Genomic DNA, 21188 nt, shown 5'->3' with positions numbered 1-21188 from the left:
CCCATTCCGTATTTACCTGTGACGGACGTTACGGAGTGGACTCTACGACCGCTCGGGCCGAACCACCATCACGGGGCACTGCGCCTTCTGGACCAGCTCGTTGCTGGTCGAGCCCAGCAGCAATCCGCGGAATCCGCCGCGACCACGGCTGCCGACCACCACGAGCTGCGCCTTCTGGGACCACGCCAGCAGATGGGTGCGCGGTCCGTCGATGTACAGCTCGCGCTGGACCTCGACGTCCGGGTAGCGATCGCGCCAACCGGCGAGACGTTCGGAGAGGACCTCGCGCTCGGCGTCCTCGAACGCACGCGGATCCCGGATCGCGCTGCGGCCACCGGCCAGGGTGCCGTGCGGGGTGTCGCTCCAGGCGTGCACGGCGACCAGGGGGACCCCGCGCAGCGCCGCCTCCTCGAACGCCACCGCGGTGGCACGCTCGCTCGTCTGGCTGCCGTCGATGCCCACGACGACCGGGCCCTCGCTGGGCACCTCGCCGTCGCGCTGGTGCACCACGACCACCGGGCACACGCCGTGGCTGGCGGCATTGACCGCCGTCGAACCGATGCCGCCCGCCGCACCGCTGCCGGACGCGCCGAGGACGAGCGCGCGCGAATCCTCCGACAACGAGACGAGCCAGCGGGCGCCGCCCATCGTGGAGATCTCGGTGGACAGCGTCAGGTCGGCGGAGACTTCGCGGGCGGCCGCGGCGGCGCGGGCGAGGATCTCCTTGCCCTCGTCCTCCATCCAGTCGTAGATCCCGGCGACATCGAGGTAGGGCGCCCCGTATGTGTACGGCGAGAAGTTGAGGGCGTGGATGATTCGCAGGGTGAGGTTGCGCTCCGCGCACATCCGCGCGGCCCAGACGACGGCCGCCTGGGCGGCGTCCGATCCGTCGACGCCGACGATCACCGAGTTCTCGTCCCTGGCGACCGACGGTTCCTCGACGCCCTGCTGCATGCCCTCTGCGGTCATCCCGCTCACCCTCTTCCGTTTGCGACGAATCGGTGTGGCATTCGTGGTCGATCCTGCCCCGGACCGAACCGATCGAGGTGCCACCTCCGACGTTAGTCACTCGGGCCTGTTTGCGTGGGGATGCCACGGTCCCGAGTGGTTCGGGACCAAAGTCCCGTCCGCCCAGGCCCAAGGTCGGGACTTCGTCTCCGGCACCGCGACCCGCGTCACATCTAATTGGAATCGCAGATACCAATTTTCTACGGTCGAGACATGCAGCTGACGCAGTTCACCGATCTGGGCCTGCGGATCGTCATGCGCCTGGCCACCGACCCGGCCGGGTCGGGCGGTCCCAGCACCCGCGCGGTCGCCGAGCAGCTCGCCGTCTCGTACACGCACGCGACCAAAGTGGTTGCGCGACTGAGCGAACTCGGCGTCGTGACGACACGCCGTGGGCGCGGCGGTGGGCTGGCGATCACCGATCTCGGTCGCACCGCGTCGGTGGGCTGGTTGACCCGTCAGCTCGAGGGCGACGGCGAGGTGGTGACCTGCGAGGGCGACAAGCCGTGCCCGTTGCGTCGGGGCTGCCGGCTCAGGTCGTCCCTGCGCGTCGCCCAGGACGCGTTCTACACCGCACTCGACGCGATGACCGTCCGAGACCTCGCCGCCCCCACCCCCACAACCGTGCTGCCGGTACCCGACTCACCGGCAGTGACCTAACCGTAGAAACCCGACCGACAAGGAGAATCCGATGCTCTCGGAGGCCTCGAAGGAAACCGTCCGCGCGACCCTGCCCGTCGTGGGCGCGGCGATCGGCGACATCACGACGCTGTTCTACCGCAAGATGTTCGACGCCCACCCGGAGCTCGAGCGGGACCTGTTCAACCGGGGCAACCAGCGCCAGGGTGAGCAGCAGAAGGCACTTGCGGGCGCCGTCGCCGCGTTCGCGACGCTGCAACTCGACCCCGACCCCGAGCGGGTGGACGCGATCCTGTCGCGCATCGCGCACAAGCATGCCTCGCTCGGGATCACCGCGGACCAGTACTGGATCGTGCACAAGCACCTGTTCGAGGCGATCGTCGAGATCCTCGGCGAGGCCGTCACGCCCGAGGTCGCGTCGGCGTGGGACGAGGTCTACTGGCTGATGGCGAACACGCTGATCGCGATGGAGGCCGGGCTGTACGAGAAGGCCGGTGTCGCAGCCGGTGACGTGTGGCGCGCAGTGCGGGTGACGCGCCGCGAGCACCAGTCGGCGGACACCGTCTCCTTCACGCTCGCCTCGGCAGAGAACACTCCACTCCCCACGTTCGCCCCCGGCCAGTACATCTCGGTCGCCGTCCATCTGCCGGACGGGGCGCGGCAGATCCGGCAGTACAGCCTCGCCTGCGACCCCACCGACGAACAGTGGCGGATCACCGTCAAGCGCATCGCGGGCGGGACGCTGGCCGACGGCACCCCTGCACCCGCCGGTGAGGTATCGAACTTCCTGTACGACAACGTCTTCGAAGGGGACGAGCTGGCCGTGTCGCTGCCCTTCGGCGATCTGGTCCTACCCGACGACGACGCGCCACTGCTGTTGGTCTCGGCCGGCATCGGCTGCACCCCGATGATCGGCATGCTCGAGCACCTCGCGTCCACCGAGGACCAGCGCAGCGTGTCCGTGCTGCACGCCGACCGATCCGTCGCGCAGCACGCGCACCGCGCCGAGCTCACCGAACTGGTCGAGAAGCTGCCGTCGGGCGTGGTGCACCGCTGGTACGAGGATCTGGGGGCGCGCGAGGCGTTCGACGGAATCCGGCTGGGCCGTGCGGATCTGACCGACGTCACGCTCGAGCCCGGCACCCGCGCCTTCCTCTGCGGCCCGCTGCCGTTCATGTTGGCGATGAAGGAGTCGCTCCTCGCCCGCGACGTGCCCGAGTCGAACATCCACTACGAGGTCTTCGGCCCGGATACCTGGGCGGGGGTGTAGGCGCTTCGCGCCCGTGCGCCTTTTTGGTAGCTACAGCTACCGAAAAGGCGCACGGGCGACGGAGTCGCCCGGAGTGTTCTAACGTAAGGCGTGGCCCGATCTCAGTTGATCCTGACGCCGCTGACACCAGCGGCGATCTTCCTCGTGCTCACCATCGACGAGGGTGGTGAGGACACCGTCCGCGACGTGCTCTCGGACGTCGACGGCCTGCGCAAGGCCGTCGGATTCCGGGTACCCGACTCCGGATTGGTGTGTGTCGCCTCCATCGGTTCGTCCGCGTGGGACCGCCTGTTCGACGGCCCGCGACCCGCGGAGCTGCACGAGTTCGTCGAACTCGACGGCGGCCGGCACCGCGCCCCCGCGACACCGGGCGATCTGCTGTTCCACCTTCGTGCGGTGTCGATGGACCTGTGCTTCGAGTTGGCGTCGAAGATCGTCGGACGGCTGCGCGGCGCCGCGACCGTCGTCGACGAGACGCACGGCTTCCGCTACTTCGAGCAGCGCGACCTGCTGGGGTTCGTCGACGGGACCGAGAACCCGGAAGGCGTCGAGGCTGCCGAGGCCGCCCTCGTGGGCGACGAGGACCCCGACTTCACCGGCGGCAGCTACGTCATCGTGCAGAAGTACCTGCACGACATGGACTCGTGGAACGCGATCTCCACCGAGGAGCAGGAACGCGTCATCGGCCGCACCAAGCTGGACGACATCGAGTTCGCCGACGACGTCAAGCCCTCGAACTCTCATGTCGCGCTGAACACCATCACCGACGAGGACGGCGACGAGCGGCAGATCCTGCGCGTCAACATGCCGTTCGGCAGCCTCGGTGACGGCGAGTTCGGCACGTACTTCATCGGGTACGCGGCAACGCCGTCGGTCACCGAGGAGATGCTGCGGAACATGTTCATCGGCAAGCCCGAAGGCAACACCGACCGCATCCTCGACTTCTCCATGGCCGTCACCGGCGGCCTGTTCTTCTCCCCCACCGTCGAGTTCTTCGACGATCTCCCGCCGGCGCCGGCCATCCGGAACGCCGACACCGAAGGCACGAGCCCGTCTCCCGCCGCTGACGGATCACTCGGAATTGGCAGTCTGAGAAGGAGTTCCAACCGATGAACAACCTCTACCGCGGTCTCGCCCCCATCACCGACGCCGCCTGGGCGTCGATCGAGGAGGAGGCGACCCGAACCTTCAAGCGGCACATCGCGGGACGTACCGTCGTCGACGTCTCCGGCCCGCACGGCACCGACTTCTCCGCGGTCGGGCTGGGACGCACCACCATGATCGAGGCCCCCGCCTCCGGTGTGATGGCCCGCCAGCGCCGAGTGGCTCCACTGGTCGAGTTGCGCGTCCCGTTCAAGCTCTCGCGCGAGGAGATCGACAACGTCGAACGTGGCGCGCAGGACGCGGACTGGGATGCGGTCAAAGATGCCGCGAAGAAGATCGCGTTCGCCGAGGATCGGGCGATCTTCGAGGGCTACGCCGCGGCCGGCATCGAGGGGATCCGGGCGAGCTCGTCGAACCCGCCGCTGCAGCTGCCCGAGGACGTCCGAGACGTACCCGAGGTCATCAGCCAGGCGCTGTCCGAACTGCGCCTGGCCGGCGTCGACGGCCCCTACTCGGTGCTGCTGAGCGCCGAGGCGTACACGCAGGTGAGCGAGACGTCGGACCACGGCTACCCGATTCGCGAGCACATCCGACGCCTCATCGACGGCGACATCATCTGGGCACCGGCGATCGACGGGGCGTTCGTGCTGACCACGCGCGGCGGCGACTTCGACCTGCAGATCGGGCAGGACCTGTCGATCGGCTACCTGTCGCACGACGCGGAGACCGTCGAGCTGTACTTCCAGGAGTCGCTGACGTTCCTCACGTACACCGGCGAGGCGTCGGTCGCGCTCGCGGCGCGCTGACCGCACCCGGAGTGGTTGCTCACACCGACCGAACGCAGGGTTGACAGGCCTACAGGAGCGAAGGCTAACCTAATCCCTGTTGCCTGGACGGCGACGGAGGACCCGGTCGACCCGGGGGTACGAGGAGCAGCTTTCGTGATCGAGGACCTGATCGAACTCGCCCATACGCAGGGCGTCGTGTGCGAGACGTCGGTCGGCCCCGACGGTTGCGACGAGTACGTCCTCGCTTGCGCGGACGGTGTGACGACGGTCCGGTTGTGGGTGCGTCCGGACGGCCGCTTCTCCCGCGCGCACGGCAATGCGGGATCGCTGAGCCTCGGTCAGGTCATGGCGGTGTGCGGCCTGTCCTACGCGGCCCGTACGTCCGCCGCGCCGGCCGCCTGAGCTCCGCGGCTCTCGGCGCACCACTCGAACGACAAAGTCCCCGCCCATCCGGGCGGGGACTTTGCGTCGTTTCGGGATCGGCTCACATGGTGGCCGAGGCACCTCGCCACGTGACCGCGACACCGCGCTCCTCGAGCCACGAGGACGGGTCGATCTTGGCGCCGCCCGGGCTCCACACCTCGAAGTGCAGGTGCGGGCCGGTGGACTGACCGCGGTTGCCGACGGTGGCGATCTGCTGGCCGGCGACGACGTGCTGACCGACGTTCACCTGGTAGTCGTTGACGTGACCGTAGACCGTGGTGGTGCCGTCGTCGTGCTTGACGCGCACCCACAGGCCGAAGCCGGACGCGGGACCGGCGTCGACGACCACGCCGTCCGCCGCCGCGTACACCGGGGTACCGATCGGTGCCGCGATGTCGAGGCCGCCGTGATGGCTGCCCCAGCGCGGTCCGAAGTCGGAGGTGAGCGTGCCGGACACCGGCTTCACGGCGCGCGCGTTGGGCGTGCCCACCGAACCGAAGGCGGCCTCGGCGGCGGCCGTGAGGTTGTCGACGACGTCCTGCACCTGCGGGAGTTCAGCCGGGATCTCGATCGTCTTGGCCTGCTGGATCAGTTCCTGTGCGGTCGGCAGCGCCGGAGCTGCGGGCAACTCGGGGAGCTGGAACTGCGGAAGTTCGACGCCCGCAGGCAGCAGTCCGGCGGGGACCTGGAGTGGCGCGGGAGCCGGGGCGGCGGCGGCACTGCCGGCGCCGAGCTGGGCACCCGCGGTGATGATCGCGCCCGTCGCCGCGGCAACCGTGGCGGCCTTCAAGCCTGCGCCGGGACCGGAGGTCTCCTCACGGTGGCGGCCGCGCCGGAGCGTCGGGTCGAGCTCGATGAGAACAGCGTCTGCTGACGTCCGGTGATGGCGTCCCACAGTCAATTACCTCGTCAATCGGTTTCTTCGGCCGCACACTCCGGAGTGCACTCGATCTTGCTGCCGGGCCAAGGTAACAAATCCATATACGTCCCCGCCAGCGTTACCTGATCTTTATTTTCGAGTTGCCGCATCAGTGCTGGGAGCGCGCCCGATCGACGCGCGGTCGCGGGGCGGCCACCGGGCGTGTCGGCGCGGCGCGGCGGATCAGCCGCACCGGCAACCCCACCCCCTCGCACGACCCCGTCCGACCGATTCATCTCGGACGCCCTCCGGCCGCTACACTCCCTAACTGCGGAACAGCGCGACTCCCGTTCGCCCCGCCCCCGCCCTCGTAGCTCAGGGGATAGAGCACGGCTCTCCTAAAGCCGGTGTCGCAGGTTCGAATCCTGCCGAGGGCACTTCACTTGATCTGTCCGTAAACTCAGTCAGCAGCGGCGACCTCGACGTACCCTCGGACGGTGGAGCGGATCTGTTCCGCGAACTTGTAGATGTCGACGACAGTCTCGATGTCGTGACGGATGCCCACCTTGCTGCCGTCTTCGAAGGTCGTCACGAACTTCACCGATTTTCCGTTCAAGTGCAATCGAAGAATCGGCTTGCGGTTGTTGTCGTCGAGGAGCACGGCGCAATAGCTCTTCGAATCGCGATAGACGACCCGATGGGGCGCAACGTCGGCGACCGCGATGGCACGCACGATGTTGAACCCCTCGAGTTCCTCATCGGTTGTCACGATCTCCGGATCTGGCACCTCCGGTGCCAGAACGTCGTCGCGAGCGATGATATCTACGACTTCGACATTCGAAGTCGCAATTTCATCGCGCCCGACTCCTTCACCCAGTGCACTCTTCAGGCGCTCGTTGACTTGGTCCGAAACGTACTGGCTTGTCGCCTTGGAGACGAGTCCACGGAACTGATCGACAACTCGCTGCGTCGCCTTACCGTCGTAAACCCTCGCGACGAAGTACCTGATCCAATCGTCCGTCGGTTCCTTGATCTCGTTCGCGAGTGCTCGCTTGACCAAGCCGATGTACTTCAGTTCCTCCGCTGCACTGATCACCGATTCGAGGTCGAAGGATTCCTTCGACAGCTTCTGAACCTCGGAGATCAACGAACGATCGATGTCGAGGAGGTCGAACACAAGAAAAGGCTTCTCATCCATCCGGTTCGGAGCGTCACCGTCTGTGTAGATCTGGTACACCTGACCGTTCGTCAAGATCGCGATGCGAGCGGAGGTAACCGCAAAGTACCGAAACAGTTGGGAGGCATGCTGCAAGCTGAGCGGCTCCCCAACCTTCTTGCACTCGATGAGGATCTGCACCTCGCCGTTCTTCACGATGGCGTAGTCGATCTTCTCCCCCTTCTTGACGCCCACATCCGCAACGAACTCGGGGACCACTTCTGACGGGTCGAAGACGTCATAGCCGAGGACCGTTGAGATGAACGGCATGATGAGCGCGTTCTTGGTCGCTTCCTCGGTGACGATCTCCGACTTCCTGTCACGAACCTTGCCCGCGAGTGTGCTGATCGCTTCGGCAAATGTCATTCTCCAACCCCCTGGTTCACGAGATAGTGGCCTCGAGCAGGAAGTAGAGCACAGCGGAGGGACAAAAGCGCCAAATTGGTGAAAGCACCAATTCGCACGAAACTATGCGGACACGAGCGTCCTATCCATCCCTCGACGCCTAGTCCACCAGCACCTCCGCGGCACCGCTGAAGACCGCCACCCCCTGCTGATTCGTGGTGGTGAGTGCGATATCGGCGACGGTCCCGCCGTCGTCGCCCGCCCGGACGGCGGTGATCTCGACGCGCGCGGTGAGAGTGTCCCCGGGCCAGACCTGCGAGACGATCCGGCCACCGAACGACCGGACGCTCGCGTGACCGAAACGGTCGGTGACGGCCCGGCCGGACATGCCCATCGTCAGCATGCCGTGCGCGAAGACACCCGGGTGCCCGCGATCGCGCGCGTACACGTCGTCGCTGTGCAGCGGATGGAAGTCGCCGGACGCACCCGCGTACATGACGATCTGCGCCCGCGTCAGATCCTCGACCAGCACGACGGTCCATGCGCTTCCGACCGTGAGATCCTGTGCGGCCGAGCCATGTTCGACAACCGGTGCTGGTCGGGAGGACGAGCGATCGGCCGCTGCGGCGGGGGACGGCGCGTCCGGTTTGCGCTCGACCATGGCGGAGACCCAGCGCGCGGTCGCGACGAGTTCACCATCGCAATCGCGGTAGTCGGTGAGGGTCTCGCCGAACGTCATCGTCCCGGCGCGGCGTCCGCTCTTCTCCCAGGTGGCGCCGGGCCGCGATGCGGCGGTCAGGACGTCACCGGCACGGACGGGGCGACGGAACGTGAAGTGTTGCTCCATGTGGAATCCGGACTGCTGCGCGCTGTCACGCGGTCGCGACCCGAGCCACGAGGTTCCCGGCCGCGGGCGGCGCACGTAGGAGGGATCGAAGTGGTCGGCAGCCATCAGGAACGTCGGCGGTGCGACGAGCGCGCCCGGGCCGGTGGCCGCCAGACGCCCGACGTCCTCGAAGGCGGGATCGAAATCGCCGACCGCACGCGCGAACTGCATGAGGTGCGAACCGTGCACGACAAACCCGAACATGCCACCTGCTTTCAGAAGGTTCAGAGGGTTCAGAGGGAGGGACGATCTGCCTTACGCATGAATGCTCCGCAACCGGTCAGGGCGCCGGATCAGCGGTCTGCAGTACCACCGGGTCGATCGCCTCGCCGCACGCCGCGGTGACGAAGTCCTCGTGCGCCGTCATCGCCTCTTCTTCCGTTGCATACCAACGGTGTTCGAGCGTCTCGTGGTCCCGGTCGAAGACCGCAGCCTCGAAGATCAGCGGAGGCCCGGAATCGTTCTCGCCGTTGAAATCGAGACCGATCCACACCGTCGAGACGTCGCGGATCCAGTCCAGGTCCGCCATGTCGAGAATCGTGGTGGACCCGACCCTGTCGTAGCCGGGGCGTCCGAGGAGTCGCTCGGCCTCGTCCGCGGAGATCGGACGTCCCGCGCGGTCGTACCATTGCCGGCCCGCCCCGACACGATCCGTCATCGCCCGCCTCCGTCCCACCGCGCGTAGTGCGCATGCCCGCTCAGCGAAAACCTACCGGGCGGCGGCATCCGGCCGCTCCTCGAGCTTCCTTCACGGCACCATCACCCCCAGGACCGACGTCCCGAACACGACGAGCCCACCGACGAGGCCCGCGAGGATCATGAGCCCCGACGTGGGGTGATCGAGCAGCGAATCCGCCTGCACCTCTTCCTTCGTACTCGACACTGCCGAACTCGCCACCGTCTCCATCTCGCACCACCGAATCTCACGACGTCGTCGACCGGACCGGCCGACGTGAACAACATTAATCTATGCCCTATGGTATAGATTTACTGAGCGAATTGATTGAGACAAGGTGCGCGGCACCAGATAGGAAACTGACGAACTCCAGTTCACACCCGAAGGGTCCGCCGGCAACCGCCCGAGACCTGCGCACCGCCGACAGCGTTCGGTGGCCCGAGAGAGAGACGAGCGACATGGCACGCAAGCACGAGTACTTCACGGACCTCTACACCGACGCCCTGATCGGCTTCGCCGCGTTCACCCACCTGCCGGCCTCGGTAGTGAAGACCGCACTCGGCTACGCGATCCGCGCCGACGCCGGATCCGGGCGCATCCTGCTGGCCACGAACAGCGAGCTGGGCCTGGCGGACGTCCGCAGCGACCTCGACCTCTGGACGGTCCAGGTCCTGCAGAACTCGCCGGCCGGTGCGCATCCGATCGCGGAGGAAACCGACCGCGACCTGATCGTCGCCTACGGCCGCGCGGTGGAGCGCCTCGAGCTCGAGGGCGCGTGGTCCCCCGTCGAGGTGGCACTCGATCGCCCCGTCACGGTGGTCGAGGGCGCAGCCTAGCGGTGGCTCAGGCTTCGCTCGCGACGCCGACCGGCAACTTCGCCAGTTCCCCGAACTTGGCGTCGGAGTCGATCCAGTTCGCCGAGCGGCGCAGGCAGTCGAGCGCCTGGTCGAAGGCATCGGCCAGCCATTCGTCCTCGGCCTCTGCGAGCAGTTCGTCGGCAGCGCCGTCGGACAGCTGGAAGAACGCGACGTGCCAGGCCTCGATGGCGTCGACGTCGCTGGTCAGGCCGTCTTCCGAGTTGGTCGCCAGGACGTAGCGATTGAACTCGAAATCGACGCGGATCGCGTAACGGTCATGGAGGTTGACGATGTTGGCGGGACGGTGCGTGGCGGCTGCGAGCGCGATCAGAGCATCGGTATACCGGTCGGTGTGTTCCTGCGTGCGGGGCATGCGCCCTCATCTCTGACTTGAAGTGGCCCCCGTAACCCACGGTGGCAGCCGGCGCACCGGGGTGGTTGCGAACCCACCCCGCACGTTTCGCCCGATCGATCGTAACGGCACCGACCACGATTTCGGCAAGCCCCGGGCCGTGGTTCACCCGACCAGAGGAGGTTATCTGTGTAGACGAGAAACACTTTTCGACCCCAGGATCCGCATGCCCGATCGCTGCGATCGGCGTCCCACGCACGATTCGCAGCACTGTACGAAGCGGAGGATTCGATGCACAGTCACACCCACGAGCGACCCACCCGCTCCCACGGCTCCGCCGCCGCCCCCGTCGACCGGGGGGTGTACGGCATCTCGGTCACCGCCGAACTGTCCGGAGTCGGCCCCCAAACCCTGCGCCTGTACGAGCGCCGCGGACTGCTCGCCCCGGACCGCACCGGCGGCGGCACCCGACGCTACAGCCACGAGGACCTCGAGCGGCTGCGCCGCATCACCGAACTCGTCGAGCTCGGCGTCAATCTCACCGGCATCCGCGAGATACTCGCCCTCGAGGACCAGCAGTCGGCACTGCGCGCGGAGATCGCGGAACTCACCCACTCCTCGTCGGACCGGCGTCTGGGCTGATCGCAGGGCGACGGTTCCTATTCGATGCGAACGTCGTCGGGAGACTTGTCGTCCCGCAGCCCGCGCCACGCCGGGTGCCGCAGGCGCCCGGCGTCGGTGCGTTCTCGGTACCGCACCTCACCGACGACGCTCGGCGTCACCCACACGGTATCCCGGTCGACATCGGGTACCTCGCCGACGAAGGGGCTCGATTCGCGTTCGAGGGGTCCGAGCAACTCGATCAGCCGTTCGCGCTCCCGTTCGCTGAACCCGGTCCCGACCCGTCCGACGTACCGCAGCCCGGCCTTGTCGGGAACACCCAGCAGTAGCGACCCGATGCCTGCCTCGCGGGCACCGCGGCCCCGCCGCCATCCCCCGATCACCACTTCCTGCGTGAGCCAGTTCTTCGTCTTGATCCACGCCGTCCCGCGGCGACCCGGCAGGTAGATCGAGTCGCGACGCTTCGCGACGACGCCCTCGAGGTCCTTGCTCTGCGCGCGCACGTCCGCGACGCTGCCCGTCAACTGCGGTGGCACGTCGAGTCCGACGGTGGCCGCGGCCAGCGCGTCGAGGATCCGTCGGCGATCGTCGTAGCGCTTGCGGAGCAGCGAGACCCCGTCGAGGTACAGGATGTCGAAGGCCCGGAACTGGGGGACGCCGCCGGCCTGCAGCGCGGGAAAACTGGTGTTGCCGTGCGAGTCCAGGCTCACCACCTCGCCGTCGAGCACCACTCGATGCCCGTCGAGAGCCGCCGCGAGCGCCTGCAACGCCGGATAGCGTTCGGTCACATCGTTTCCCGCCCGCCCTCGCAACCGCACCGTCGTGCCGTCGAATTCGACGATCAGTCGGATGCCGTCCCACTTTCCCTCGAACGCCCACTGCTCGGGTTCGAGCCCGTCGAGCGTGCCGGCGGTGGCGAGCATCGGGGCGAGCCCGCGGGGCAGATCGGTTGCACCACCGTCATCCTTCATCAGGTGCATCAGCCACTGGTCGCCCTCGGTGCGGATGAGCGCGTATCGCCCCTGGGCCCGCTGCCCGGACAGTCGCACGATCACCTCGTCGTCGCGCCATTTCTCCGGCTCGTACGTCCCCGCGTCCCAGATGCTCACGGTGCCGCCGCCGTACTCGCCCTTGGGAATCGATCCCGCGAAGCTCGCGTACTCGAGCGGGTGGTCCTCGGTGTGAACGGCCAGACGGTTCTCCTTCGACGACGTCGGCAGCCCGCGGGGTACCGCCCACGACACCATCACTCCGTCACGTTCGAGACGGAAGTCGTAGTGCAGGCGTCGGGCGTGGTGCTCCTGGATCACGAACGAATTGCCCTCGCCGCCTTCGGCCGCGGTCTGCGGGATCGGTTCGGGCGTACGGTCGGCGTCGCGCTTGCGGCGGTACTCGGTGAGGGCATCCATCCGCGGATCGAGGTCGGCGATGAGGTCGCCGTCCCGCCGGAACCGGTCGAGGACCTCGTCGAACCGCAGATGCCGCAGGCCGGGATCCTCGAGTTCGTCCCAGGTCCGCGGCGCCGCCACGGTGGGTGCCGCCCGGCCGCGCAACGAGTACGGCGCAATGGTGGTCTTCGCCGCGTTGTTCTGGCTCCAGTCCACGAAGATGCGGCCCGCCCGCACCGATTTCGCCATCGTCGCCGTCACCAAATCGGGGTGCAACTGTTCCAAGCTGGTCGCGACCTTCCGCGCGACAGTGGACGCTCCGCCCGGCGCAAGGGTCCGGTCCAACGGCACGTACACGTGAATCCCTTTGCTGCCACTGGTGACCGGGTACGCCGTCCAGCCCAGGCTCGCCACCAGGTCCCGCACCGCGGCGGCCACCCGCGCGCACTCCGCGAGCCCCACACCGTCACCGGGATCGAGATCGAACACCAGCCGCGTCGCAGGCCCCGGCTCGCCGTCGACGAAGCGCCACTGCGGAACGTGGACCTCGAGCGCCGCCTGCTGGCCGATCCACACCAGGGCCGCAGCGGAATCGATCACCGGGTACCGCACCGCCCGGTCCTTGTGATGGACCGCGTGACGCGTGAGCCAGTCCGGTGCGGACGCAGCGAGGTTCTTCTCGAAGAACGACGGCTCGTCGACCCCGTTCGGCCAGCGCTTGCGGGTCACCGGACGATCCACGACGTGCGGCAGCATCGCCGGTGCGATGGCCTCGTAGTAGTCGATCACCTCGCCCTTGGTCACTGCGGGGCCGTTCGCGGTGGCCGGATAGAGCACCTTGTCGAGGCGGCTCACCGCCACCCGTCGTCCGTCGATGGTGCGCGTCGGCATCGGTCACCTCCCGTCACAGATACGCACATTGTGCGCCCGCACGCACCTGTTCTTGTCGCATTCCGGGCGCGAAGGCAAGATGACTGCGGTGTTGACCCCCCGACGACGCTCTGCGGTCCTGGCCTCGATCTGCCTCGCCGTCGTTCCCGCGACCGCATGCACCATCGCCGATCCCGCCGACGCGGCCGACACGTCGGCAGCATCCGCGGACGCCGCGTCGCGGTCGGTCGCGTGCGGTCCCGGCGGCGGGCTCACCTGGGCGCCGGACGTTCTCACGATCGCGACCGACGACCCCGCCCACGCACCGTGGGTCATCGACAACGACCCGGCCAACGGGCTGGGCTACGAGGGGGCGGTGGCCCGAGCAGTGTCCGAACGCCTGGGGTACGCCCCCGACCAGGTGCGGTTCAGCCGGGTCGCCTTCGACGACGCCCTGGCGCCCGGGCCCAAGAACTTCGACTTCGACATCAACCAGTTCACGATCGTCGCCGACCGGCGGGACAGCGTCGATTTCTCGGCGCCGTACTACCCGGTGGCGCAGTCGGTGGTGGCGCTGTCCACGAATTCCGCAGCACGATCGCGATCGCTCGCCGACCTGACGGAGCTTCGACTGGGCGCGCAGCGGAATTCGACGAGCCTGGCCGCGATCGAGGGCACCATCCGTCCGGGAAGGACGCCGATGGCATTCGACAGCACCGATACGGCGAAAGCAGCGCTGCTGGCCGGCGAGGTCGATGCGATCGTCGTGGACCTGCCCACCGGCTTCCACATCACGGAGGAACAGATTCCGGGAAGCGTCATCGTCGGGCAGTTCCCCCGCCCCAACGATGTCACCGAGTTCTACGGCGTGGTGCTCGAGAAGGACAGTCCTCTGACCGGGTGCGTGTCCGCCGCACTCGACGGCCTGTACGACGACGGGACCCTGGACGCTCTGATCGCGCGGTGGCTCACCGACAGCGCCGGCGCGCGGGTGCTGCAGTAGCAGCTCCCGCGGCCGGCGCCGCCGATCGGTTCACAGCTCGAGATCGCGACCGATGATCTCCTTCATGATCTCGTTGGATCCGGCCCAGATCTTCGTGACCCGGGCGTCCATCCAGGCCCGCGCGACGCGGTACTCGCGCATGAAGCCGTAACCACCGTGCAACTGCACGCAGTGGTCGAGGACCTCGTTCTGCACCTGCGCCGACCACCACTTGGCCTTGGCCGCGTCGACGGCGCTCAGACCCGAATCGGAGTGTTCGGCCACCGCGGCGTCGATGTACGCCTGGGCCACCTCGATCTTCGTCACCAGCTCGGCCAGCAGGAACTTGTTGTGCTGGAACGACCCGATCGAGTTCCCGAAGGCCTTGCGCTCCTTCGCGTACTCGATGGTCTCGAGCAGGATCTGCTTGGCGTGCGCGACGTTGGTGACTGCGGCGCCGATCCGTTCCTGCGGCAGCCGCTCCATCATCGAGACGAACCCGGTGCCGGGCTCGCCGAGCATCGCGTCGGCGGGCAGCCGGATCTCGTCGAAGAACAGTTCCGCGGTGTCCGCCTCCGGCTGGCCCACCTTGTCGAGCTTGCGTCCCCGCTCGAATCCGGGCAGCGACGTGTCGACGAGGAACAGGCTGATGCCCTTCGACCTCTGGGTCGGATCGGTGCGAGCCGCCACCACCACGACGTCGGCGGTGTAGCCGTTGGTGATGAACGTCTTGGAGCCGCTCAGAATCCAGTCGGAACCGTCGCGGACCGCGGACGTCTTGAGGTTCGCCAGATCCGAGCCGGCAGACGGCTCGGTCATGCCGATCGCAGCGACGGCCTCACCGGCGGCCATGCGCGGCAGCCACTGCTGCTTCTGCTCCTCCGACGCCAGGTCGACGACGTACGGGGTCACGATGTCGAAGTGGATGCCGAAGCTCGACGCCAGCGCCATGTTGACCGCGGCCAGTTCCTCGGTGGCGACGGCGTTGAACCGGTAGTCGCCGGCCTCGCCGCCGCCGTACGCCTCGGGGATCTCGAGCCCGAGGATGCCCTGCTTGCCGGCCTCGTGCCAGACCTCACGCGCGATGAGTTTGTTCTCGGCGTACTCGTCCACGTTGGGCACCACGTCGCGGGCCAGAAAATCGCGGACGGCCGAACGGAACTCCTCGTGATCGGCCGTGAAAACTGATCTCTTCACTTCGCAGCCCTTTCCGACTGAGCACTAACTTCTAAGCGTTCGCTTAGTCTGCGGTGGAGGTGTGCGAAAGTCAACGCGGAAGACGTCGACACCGGGTCGACGGAGCGGCGGAGGTCGGAACCAGATGACATCGCGAACAGGAACCCGATCGGGCGCGCCCGAGACGGAGCGGCCGGCCGCCGAGGCCGAGCAGCGACTGCTCGACGCCGCCCGCGACGCCTTCGCCGCGAAGGGCTACCACGGCACGAGCACGCGGGAGATCGCAGCAGGAGCCGGCATGAGCCCCGCCGCCATGTACATCCACTTCCGGTCCAAGCAGGACGTCCTCGCGCGACTGAGCATCGAGGGACACGTCTCCGCCCTCGCCCGGCTCACCGCCGCCGCCACACCTCCCGGTTCGCCCACGAAACGCCTGCGGGCAGCGGTGTACGCGTTCGCCCACTGGCACGCCGAGAACACCACGACCGCCCGGGTGGTGCAGTACGAGTTGTCCCATCTCGACCCCGACAGTCACGTGCAGGTGGTGCGGCTGCGGCGCGACATCGTGAACACCGTGCGCTCGATCGTCGCGGACGGGTCGCGCGTCGGCGACTTCGCGGTGGCCGACGTCGACACCACGACGCTCGCCGTGCTGTCGCTGTGCATCGACACCGCCCGCTGGTACCCGTCTCGCGAACTCGACACCCCGGACGCGGTCGGCGCATCGCTGGCGGCGATGGCAGAGCGGATGGTCGGGGCGGTCGGCTGAGCCCGGCTCGTTCTTCCGCGCCCCAAGTCCCTAAGCGATCGCTCAGAGCGTGGTGACCGAGTACTCTCCGGCGGCCTCACCGATCAGGCGCCAGCCGCCGTCGACGCGGGTGAGCGCGACGTCGGCCACGTTCACCGTGTCCAGCTGCGGCCGCTCGGCGCCGGGGTACCAGGCCTCGATGCGTCCGCTGCCGTCGCCGCGGAAGCCTTCCGTCGCCACCTCGGTCAGGCCCGGCGCCGCCCGCGGGTACGCGCGGGCGAGTTGCTCCGCGAACCCCTCGACCAGCCCCTGCTCCTCCCCCGACGGGCAGTCGATGCGATTGAGGTTGCCCTGCGGCTCGGCAGTATTGCCGTCCTTCACCGCGTGCGGGTCACCACACGCCTGGGTCCATGACCACCACGCGCCCCCGATCCGGTGCGTGTTCATCGCATCGACGAACCGGCGAACCTGACCCGCCTGCTCGTCCGGATCACCGAACCAGCCCCACTCGCCGGTCCACAGCGGCGCGCCGTACCAGTCGGCCGCCGCCGCGGCGATCCTGAATCCGTCCTCGATCGAAGGAAATTCACTGCTGACGTTGATCGACTGGCTGTAGAGGTGCGGCGAGAACACGACCAGCGGATCGGCAAGATAGTGCCGCGGCGGCAGCGCGTCGAATCCGAACGCCGACCACAGCGCGCTGGGCTCGAAGATCACCAGGTGCGGGAAGCCGCCCGTCTCGGCCTGCCGGATGGCCGCGATCGCCCGCTGATAGAAGCGTCCGATCTGATCGGCCGCCGCGAACGGGTCCCGAAGCCCGGGGTTCGGTTCGTTGAGCAGGTCGTAGCCCACCACCGCGGGCTCGTTCCTGAACTCTGCGGCCAGGCGCGCCCAGGTCTGCACCAGGTGGCCCTGCACACCCTGTTCGTCGTCGTAGAACGCCTGGAACGCCCTGGCGACCGCCGGCGACGCTTCCCGCTGACCGCCGATGTTGCACGTCGTCCACCCGCCGGTGAGCGTCGCCCATTCGGGTGCCCCGTCCCACCCGATCCCGCGCTGCAGGAGTGGCGGGCAGTCCTGTCCCTCGGGCGTTCCCACGTAGGGACCCCACGCGTCCTGGTGCATGTCGAGGACCGTGTAGATGCCGTTGTCCTTCGCGTCCTGCACGGCCTCGCGGATCCGGGCGACGTAGGCGGCGTCGAAGGCGCCGGGGGTCGGTTCGAGCGCCGACCACGCGATGTTCAACCGCACCACGTCGAATCCGAGCGCCGCCATGGCTTCGAAGTCCGTCCGGTCCAGCGGCGCGACCGTCTGCAGTCCGGCTCCGTTGGAGGCGTAGTCGTTGAGCCCGTTGACGTTCGCGCCGCGCAGCAGGACCGTCCGCCCGTCGACGTCCTTGATGGCGCCGTCCTCGACGGTCAGCCGCGGAAGCGTCCAGCCGTCCGAGGCAGACGGGACCGGAGCCGCCGACACGGCCGGCGCGGCCTGGAGAGTCAGAGCCGCGAGGGCGACCATCAACAGTGCGCGCACGAGGAGCCTTCCTGTACAACCGTCCAAGTGGACGGAAGCTTAGGTCGGCACCAGGACCGAAAGGGGCGAAACCATCGAAGTTCCGCTCGCCGAGCACGTCTCGGGCCGTCCTCGGGTCACACCAGTTCGCGCTTGAGGATCTTCCCCGTGGCGGTCATCGGCAGTTGCTCCACGAAGTGCACTTCACGCGGATACTTGTAGCTCGCCATCCTCTCCTTCGACCACGCGACGAGATCTGCGGCCGAGACCTCGGTTCCGGCGGCGGGAATCACGTAGGCGCGCACTTCCTCGCCGTGCCGCTCGTGCGGGACACCGACGACGGCGGCCAGCGACACGGCGTCGTGCGTCATGAGGACTTCCTCGACCTCACGCGGGTACACGTTGAATCCGCCGCGCACGATCATGTCCTTGGCGCGGTCGACGATGTAGTAGAAGCCGTCCGAGTCCCGGCGCGCGAGGTCACCCGTGCGGAACCACCCGTCCCGCATCGCCTCCGCGGTCGCGTCGGGCCGGCCGAGGTACCCCTTCATGACGTTGTGACCGCGGATCGCGATCTCGCCCACGACGTCCGCGCCCTCGACGGTGTTCCAGTCCCGATCGACCAGACGGACTTGCACGCCCCACAGCGGGACGCCGATCGAGCCCGGACGCGGCGCCTGCTCCGGATCGCTGAACAGTGCGACCGGCGACGTCTCGGACAGCCCGTAACCCTCCAGGATCTGCACCCCGAACCGCGACGCGAACCGTTCGAGGATCTCGACCGGCAGGGCGGCGCCGCCGGAAATCGCCTTGCGGAGCTTTCCGGCGATCCGCTCGACGTCCACCGAGTCGTCGACCGCACCGAGCAGGGACCAGTACATCGTCGGTACACCCGCGAACATCGTGATCGACTCGCGTTCCATGATCTCGAGTGCGGCCCCCGCCTCGAACCGCGGCAGCAGCACCAGCGTCGCGCCCACCGAGAACCCGGCGTTCATGTTGATCGTCTGTCCGAAGGAATGGAACAGCGGCAGGGTGAGCAGATGGGTGTCCGGCGCGCTCGGCGTGCTGTCGAACAAACGGTTCGCGGCGATCGCGTTCAGCACCATGTTCGAGTGGGTGAGCTCGGCACCCTTGGGCTGACCGGTGGTGCCGCTCGTGTAGAGGATCACCGCGGTGTCCGTCGCCCCGCAGGCCGCCGCCTCGAACGTGTTCGGCTGTGCGGGAAGCACATCCGACAGAGAGGTGACACCGTCGCCGCTGCTGCCGTCGATGACGAACATGGTGTGGCACCCCTCGGCGGACCGGAAGCCCTCCCGTCCGTACTCCCCGATCGGCAACTCCGGCCCACCCTCGAAGCAGAAGTACGCCGCCGCCCCGCAGTCCTGCAGGTGGTAGGTGATCTCACGACCTTTCAGCAGGACGTTGAGCGGCACGACGACCGCACCTGCCTTGAGGATCCCGTAGTAGACGATCGGGAACCACGGCACATTCGGACACGAGATCGCGACCCGGTCGCCGGGCTCGATCCCGGACGCGACGAGGAGATTCGCTATCTGGTTCGCCAGGCCGTCGGTCTCGGCGTAGGTGAACCGGGAATCCCCCAGCACCAGTGCGTCGCGCTGCGGGTACTTGCGGGCCGAGTCTTCCAGAAACATGGACAGATTGAGCATCGAGGCGTTCTTCTCTCGGGCGGCGATCGTGACGGTCAGTGGCTCGGCGCGGGTGCGGCGCCGATCGTGGTGAGGAGTTCGTCCAGAAGTTCGGATGCGCGCGGCCATTCGCCGTAGCCGGAGGCTGGATTGAGGTGCCCCACCTCACCGAGATCGACGAGCCGACTGCCCCACGCGTGCGCCAGATCGACGACGGCCGTGAACTCGGCGAGCGGATCGTTGCGGCTCGCGGCGACGATGCTCGGGAACGGCAACGGGCTGCGCGGGACCGGGTTCCAGCCGTTGGCGTCGAGGTCGGGCAGCGTCGGATAGCCGGCGGGCAGCGGCGTAGAGAAATCCGGCGGGGTGGCCAGGAGCGCGCCCGCGACCGGGCGGTCGTGCCGAGACGCCCAGTGCACGGCGATCATCACCCCGGCGCTGTGCGCAACCAGCACGACGGGGCCGTCGATGCCGGTCAGGACGTCGTCGAGTGCGGCCACCCGTGCGTCGAGGCTGAGTCTGTCGTGCTCGAGCGGCGGAACGGTGCGGACCCTGTCCAGGCCGGCGGCCAGCAGGGTCTGCCAGTGGTCGTCGACGTGGTCACGCAAACCGGGAACTATCACGACGGTCGGGGATGCGCTGCTGCTCATGGCATTTCCTTCGAGAGATGTCGAGGTGGACGGACCGAGCGGGGACACCTGTAGGTGTCCCCGCTCGACCGGAACACGCTGTCGCAGACGGGTGACAGCGGGTCAGGCGTGCCGGGTGAAGCCGACCTGACCGCGAACACGGTTCGGCGCGTAGCCGAGCTTGGCGAGGGTCTCGTCGGCGTCCTTGTAGGTGGTGCCGATCTTGTAGATGTCGCGCGCTTCCTTGCCGGTGGCGACCTCGCGGCCGAGCTCCTTCGCCACCCGGACCAGCTGACGCACCTGCTCGGCCGAGGTGATCTTGACCTCGCCGCTCGGCGCCCACAGGTTGTCCTCGTTGCCGCACCGCGGGTGCAGGCCCATCGCGATCGCCATCGCGTTGACCGGCAGAACCGAACGCATGAGCGTCTCGAGGGTCAGGCAGGCGCCGTCCGGGACGCGATCGATGAACTGCATCATGTTGTACGGGTTGGGGCCGTCGAAGCCGCCACCGATCGCCACCCAGGTCAGATTCAACGGGCCGGTGTAGACGCCGCGACGGATCAGCCGTTCGACGGTCTCGAGCTGCGGGATCGAGGAGAGCTGGAAGTGCGGCTGGATACCGGCGGCCTGCAACCGGCGCAGGTGCTCCTCGACCCACTCGGGACCGGCGGGGACGGTCATCTCTCGGTAGGTGTGGGCCAGCTCGGCGTTCTCCAGAGAGGTGCCCTTGATGTCGCCCGGCGTCATCAACTCCATGATGTTCATCTGGCTGGTGTTGATGGCGATCGTGACCTGGTCCGGCTTCGGATCCAGCTCGGCGAGCATGTGGCGGACGTTGTCCGGAAGCCACTTCGCGTCGGCGCCGTCACCTTCCGGCGCGAAGGAGATCGAACCGCCGACCTGGAGGATCATGTCCGGCACAGCCTCCCGCAGACGCCCGAGGAGCTCGTTGAACTTGGAGAGCCGCTTCGAGCCCTTCCCGTCCTCCTCACGGACGTGGATGTGCAGCACGGTCGCGCCGGCCTCGTAGCAATCCACCGCCTGCTGGACGTGCTCGTCCATCGTGAGCGGCAGGTCCTCGGGGAAGTCCTCCACCGCCCATTCCGGACCGTACGGCGCGACGGTGATGACCAGCTTGTCCTGGTTCTCGGGGAAGAGCGCATCGTCGTGGAAATGCATTGCGTAACTCC

The 21188-nt window shown here is 67.8% G+C and carries 22 protein-coding genes and 1 tRNA gene; 10 read left to right on the top strand and 13 right to left on the bottom strand.

From position 1 onward, the window contains the following. Positions 1-42: 42 nt before the first annotated feature. On the bottom strand, positions 43-969 hold the full coding sequence (locus C7H75_RS06320; protein WP_013415131.1) for a universal stress protein: 927 nt from the start codon (positions 967-969) through the stop codon (positions 43-45). 252 nt (positions 970-1221) lie between these two features. Here C7H75_RS06320 and C7H75_RS06315 point away from each other — a divergent pair, with 252 nt between their 5' ends. The 5 genes from C7H75_RS06315 to C7H75_RS06295 all read left to right on the top strand — a co-directional run bounded on the left by C7H75_RS06315 (position 1222) and on the right by C7H75_RS06295 (position 5211). Beyond that, entirely contained in the window at positions 1222-1668 is a 447-nt protein-coding gene (locus C7H75_RS06315) for an RrF2 family transcriptional regulator (protein ID WP_005514909.1), read from the top strand. Between the two features lie 31 nt (positions 1669-1699). Further along, entirely contained in the window at positions 1700-2917 is a 1218-nt protein-coding gene (locus C7H75_RS06310; protein WP_106851108.1) for a globin domain-containing protein, read from the top strand. A gap of 90 nt (positions 2918-3007) precedes the next feature. Beyond that, a complete protein-coding gene (locus tag C7H75_RS06305; protein WP_081121398.1) occupies positions 3008-4030 on the top strand; it encodes a Dyp-type peroxidase in 1023 nt (340 codons plus the stop codon). Next, positions 4027-4827 (top strand): family 1 encapsulin nanocompartment shell protein, encoded by an 801-nt coding sequence (locus tag C7H75_RS06300; protein ID WP_064057993.1) that lies wholly within the window; start codon positions 4027-4029, stop codon positions 4825-4827. Before C7H75_RS06305 ends, C7H75_RS06300 begins: the two co-directional genes overlap by 4 nt. A gap of 135 nt (positions 4828-4962) precedes the next feature. Continuing rightward, positions 4963-5211: a hypothetical protein gene (locus C7H75_RS06295; RefSeq protein WP_005514916.1), complete on the top strand. Its 249-nt coding sequence runs from the start codon at positions 4963-4965 to the stop codon at positions 5209-5211. A gap of 82 nt (positions 5212-5293) precedes the next feature. On the opposite strand, the gene C7H75_RS06290 is transcribed toward C7H75_RS06295, so the two are convergent. Next, the gene (locus tag C7H75_RS06290) at positions 5294-6127 is read right to left on the bottom strand and encodes a M23 family metallopeptidase (RefSeq protein ID WP_013415127.1); all 834 of its coding nucleotides are present in this window, start codon (positions 6125-6127) and stop codon (positions 5294-5296) included. Between the two features lie 328 nt (positions 6128-6455). Between C7H75_RS06290 and C7H75_RS06285 the strand changes: the two genes are divergently transcribed. Next, positions 6456-6528 (top strand) — tRNA-Arg (locus C7H75_RS06285). A 23-nt stretch (positions 6529-6551) separates the two neighbouring features. Here C7H75_RS06285 and C7H75_RS06280 read toward each other — a convergent pair. From C7H75_RS06280 to C7H75_RS25935, 4 genes are all read right to left on the bottom strand, one after another. Then, the gene (locus C7H75_RS06280; protein ID WP_064057990.1) at positions 6552-7673 is read right to left on the bottom strand and encodes a type I restriction endonuclease; all 1122 of its coding nucleotides are present in this window, start codon (positions 7671-7673) and stop codon (positions 6552-6554) included. Between the two features lie 139 nt (positions 7674-7812). Continuing rightward, positions 7813-8742 (bottom strand): MaoC family dehydratase, encoded by a 930-nt coding sequence (locus tag C7H75_RS06275; protein ID WP_081121399.1) that lies wholly within the window; start codon positions 8740-8742, stop codon positions 7813-7815. A 76-nt stretch (positions 8743-8818) separates the two neighbouring features. Continuing rightward, positions 8819-9196 carry a hypothetical protein gene (locus C7H75_RS06270; protein WP_005514918.1) on the bottom strand — a complete coding sequence of 126 codons (378 nt, stop codon included), beginning with the start codon at positions 9194-9196 and terminating at the stop codon, positions 8819-8821. 90 nt (positions 9197-9286) lie between these two features. After that, positions 9287-9436 (bottom strand): hypothetical protein, encoded by a 150-nt coding sequence (locus tag C7H75_RS25935; protein ID WP_175280008.1) that lies wholly within the window; start codon positions 9434-9436, stop codon positions 9287-9289. Positions 9437-9672: 236 nt separating this feature from the next. Here C7H75_RS25935 and C7H75_RS06265 point away from each other — a divergent pair, with 236 nt between their 5' ends. Continuing rightward, positions 9673-10050 (top strand): hypothetical protein, encoded by a 378-nt coding sequence (locus C7H75_RS06265; RefSeq protein WP_005514920.1) that lies wholly within the window; start codon positions 9673-9675, stop codon positions 10048-10050. A gap of 7 nt (positions 10051-10057) precedes the next feature. On the opposite strand, the gene C7H75_RS06260 is transcribed toward C7H75_RS06265, so the two are convergent. Continuing rightward, positions 10058-10444 (bottom strand): hypothetical protein, encoded by a 387-nt coding sequence (locus tag C7H75_RS06260; RefSeq protein ID WP_064077112.1) that lies wholly within the window; start codon positions 10442-10444, stop codon positions 10058-10060. A gap of 270 nt (positions 10445-10714) precedes the next feature. Here C7H75_RS06260 and C7H75_RS06255 point away from each other — a divergent pair, with 270 nt between their 5' ends. Beyond that, entirely contained in the window at positions 10715-11065 is a 351-nt protein-coding gene (locus C7H75_RS06255) for a MerR family transcriptional regulator (RefSeq protein ID WP_081205239.1), read from the top strand. A 17-nt stretch (positions 11066-11082) separates the two neighbouring features. Here the strand turns inward: C7H75_RS06255 and C7H75_RS06250 are convergent, their stop codons facing one another. Beyond that, positions 11083-13323, bottom strand: a complete 2241-nt coding sequence (locus C7H75_RS06250) for an ATP-dependent DNA ligase (RefSeq protein WP_106851107.1) — start codon at positions 13321-13323, stop codon at positions 11083-11085. Between the two features lie 79 nt (positions 13324-13402). Here C7H75_RS06250 and C7H75_RS06245 point away from each other — a divergent pair, with 79 nt between their 5' ends. Beyond that, positions 13403-14305, top strand: a complete 903-nt coding sequence (locus tag C7H75_RS06245; RefSeq protein WP_106851986.1) for an ABC transporter substrate-binding protein — start codon at positions 13403-13405, stop codon at positions 14303-14305. A 30-nt stretch (positions 14306-14335) separates the two neighbouring features. On the opposite strand, the gene C7H75_RS06240 is transcribed toward C7H75_RS06245, so the two are convergent. Beyond that, entirely contained in the window at positions 14336-15481 is a 1146-nt protein-coding gene (locus C7H75_RS06240; protein WP_005514927.1) for an acyl-CoA dehydrogenase family protein, read from the bottom strand. A gap of 124 nt (positions 15482-15605) precedes the next feature. Here C7H75_RS06240 and C7H75_RS06235 point away from each other — a divergent pair, with 124 nt between their 5' ends. After that, entirely contained in the window at positions 15606-16229 is a 624-nt protein-coding gene (locus C7H75_RS06235; RefSeq protein WP_013415121.1) for a TetR/AcrR family transcriptional regulator, read from the top strand. A gap of 42 nt (positions 16230-16271) precedes the next feature. Here the strand turns inward: C7H75_RS06235 and C7H75_RS06230 are convergent, their stop codons facing one another. The 4 genes from C7H75_RS06230 to C7H75_RS06215 form a co-directional block, all read right to left on the bottom strand. Then, positions 16272-17738 (bottom strand): glycoside hydrolase family 5 protein, encoded by a 1467-nt coding sequence (locus C7H75_RS06230; RefSeq protein ID WP_106851106.1) that lies wholly within the window; start codon positions 17736-17738, stop codon positions 16272-16274. A gap of 116 nt (positions 17739-17854) precedes the next feature. Next, positions 17855-19390: a long-chain-fatty-acid--CoA ligase gene (locus tag C7H75_RS06225; RefSeq protein WP_081183203.1), complete on the bottom strand. Its 1536-nt coding sequence runs from the start codon at positions 19388-19390 to the stop codon at positions 17855-17857. Between the two features lie 35 nt (positions 19391-19425). Beyond that, on the bottom strand, positions 19426-20019 hold the full coding sequence (locus C7H75_RS06220; RefSeq protein ID WP_064057983.1) for an RBBP9/YdeN family alpha/beta hydrolase: 594 nt from the start codon (positions 20017-20019) through the stop codon (positions 19426-19428). A 102-nt stretch (positions 20020-20121) separates the two neighbouring features. Continuing rightward, positions 20122-21177 (bottom strand): beta-keto acid cleavage family enzyme, encoded by a 1056-nt coding sequence (locus C7H75_RS06215; protein ID WP_005514933.1) that lies wholly within the window; start codon positions 21175-21177, stop codon positions 20122-20124. Between the last annotated feature and the right edge of the window lie 11 nt (positions 21178-21188).

This window comes from Rhodococcus (subgen. Prescottella) equi, from assembly GCF_003013675.1.
GTDB lineage: Bacteria > Actinomycetota > Actinomycetes > Mycobacteriales > Mycobacteriaceae > Prescottella > Prescottella equi.
The sequence above is the reverse complement of the archived record's forward strand: the minus strand, read 5'-3'. Positions and strand labels throughout refer to the sequence as shown.

What these genes read in the sequence shown, in the direction of transcription:
- C7H75_RS06320 (WP_013415131.1), bottom strand. Translation starts at nt 969, where the DNA reads ATGACCGCAGAGGGCATGCAGCAGGGCGTCGAGGAACCGTCGGTCGCC.
- C7H75_RS06315 (WP_005514909.1), top strand. Translation starts at nt 1,222, where the DNA reads ATGCAGCTGACGCAGTTCACCGATCTGGGCCTGCGGATCGTCATGCGC.
- C7H75_RS06310 (WP_106851108.1), top strand. Translation starts at nt 1,700, where the DNA reads ATGCTCTCGGAGGCCTCGAAGGAAACCGTCCGCGCGACCCTGCCCGTC.
- C7H75_RS06300 (WP_064057993.1), top strand. Translation starts at nt 4,027, where the DNA reads ATGAACAACCTCTACCGCGGTCTCGCCCCCATCACCGACGCCGCCTGG.
- C7H75_RS06280 (WP_064057990.1), bottom strand. Translation starts at nt 7,673, where the DNA reads ATGACATTTGCCGAAGCGATCAGCACACTCGCGGGCAAGGTTCGTGAC.
- C7H75_RS06275 (WP_081121399.1), bottom strand. Translation starts at nt 8,742, where the DNA reads ATGTTCGGGTTTGTCGTGCACGGTTCGCACCTCATGCAGTTCGCGCGT.
- C7H75_RS06270 (WP_005514918.1), bottom strand. Translation starts at nt 9,196, where the DNA reads ATGACGGATCGTGTCGGGGCGGGCCGGCAATGGTACGACCGCGCGGGA.
- C7H75_RS06265 (WP_005514920.1), top strand. Translation starts at nt 9,673, where the DNA reads ATGGCACGCAAGCACGAGTACTTCACGGACCTCTACACCGACGCCCTG.
- C7H75_RS06260 (WP_064077112.1), bottom strand. Translation starts at nt 10,444, where the DNA reads ATGCCCCGCACGCAGGAACACACCGACCGGTATACCGATGCTCTGATC.
- C7H75_RS06255 (WP_081205239.1), top strand. Translation starts at nt 10,715, where the DNA reads ATGCACAGTCACACCCACGAGCGACCCACCCGCTCCCACGGCTCCGCC.
- C7H75_RS06250 (WP_106851107.1), bottom strand. Translation starts at nt 13,323, where the DNA reads ATGCCGACGCGCACCATCGACGGACGACGGGTGGCGGTGAGCCGCCTC.
- C7H75_RS06245 (WP_106851986.1), top strand. Translation starts at nt 13,403, where the DNA reads ATGACTGCGGTGTTGACCCCCCGACGACGCTCTGCGGTCCTGGCCTCG.
- C7H75_RS06235 (WP_013415121.1), top strand. Translation starts at nt 15,606, where the DNA reads ATGACATCGCGAACAGGAACCCGATCGGGCGCGCCCGAGACGGAGCGG.
- C7H75_RS06225 (WP_081183203.1), bottom strand. Translation starts at nt 19,390, where the DNA reads ATGCTCAATCTGTCCATGTTTCTGGAAGACTCGGCCCGCAAGTACCCG.
- C7H75_RS06220 (WP_064057983.1), bottom strand. Translation starts at nt 20,019, where the DNA reads ATGAGCAGCAGCGCATCCCCGACCGTCGTGATAGTTCCCGGTTTGCGT.
- C7H75_RS06215 (WP_005514933.1), bottom strand. Translation starts at nt 21,177, where the DNA reads ATGCATTTCCACGACGATGCGCTCTTCCCCGAGAACCAGGACAAGCTG.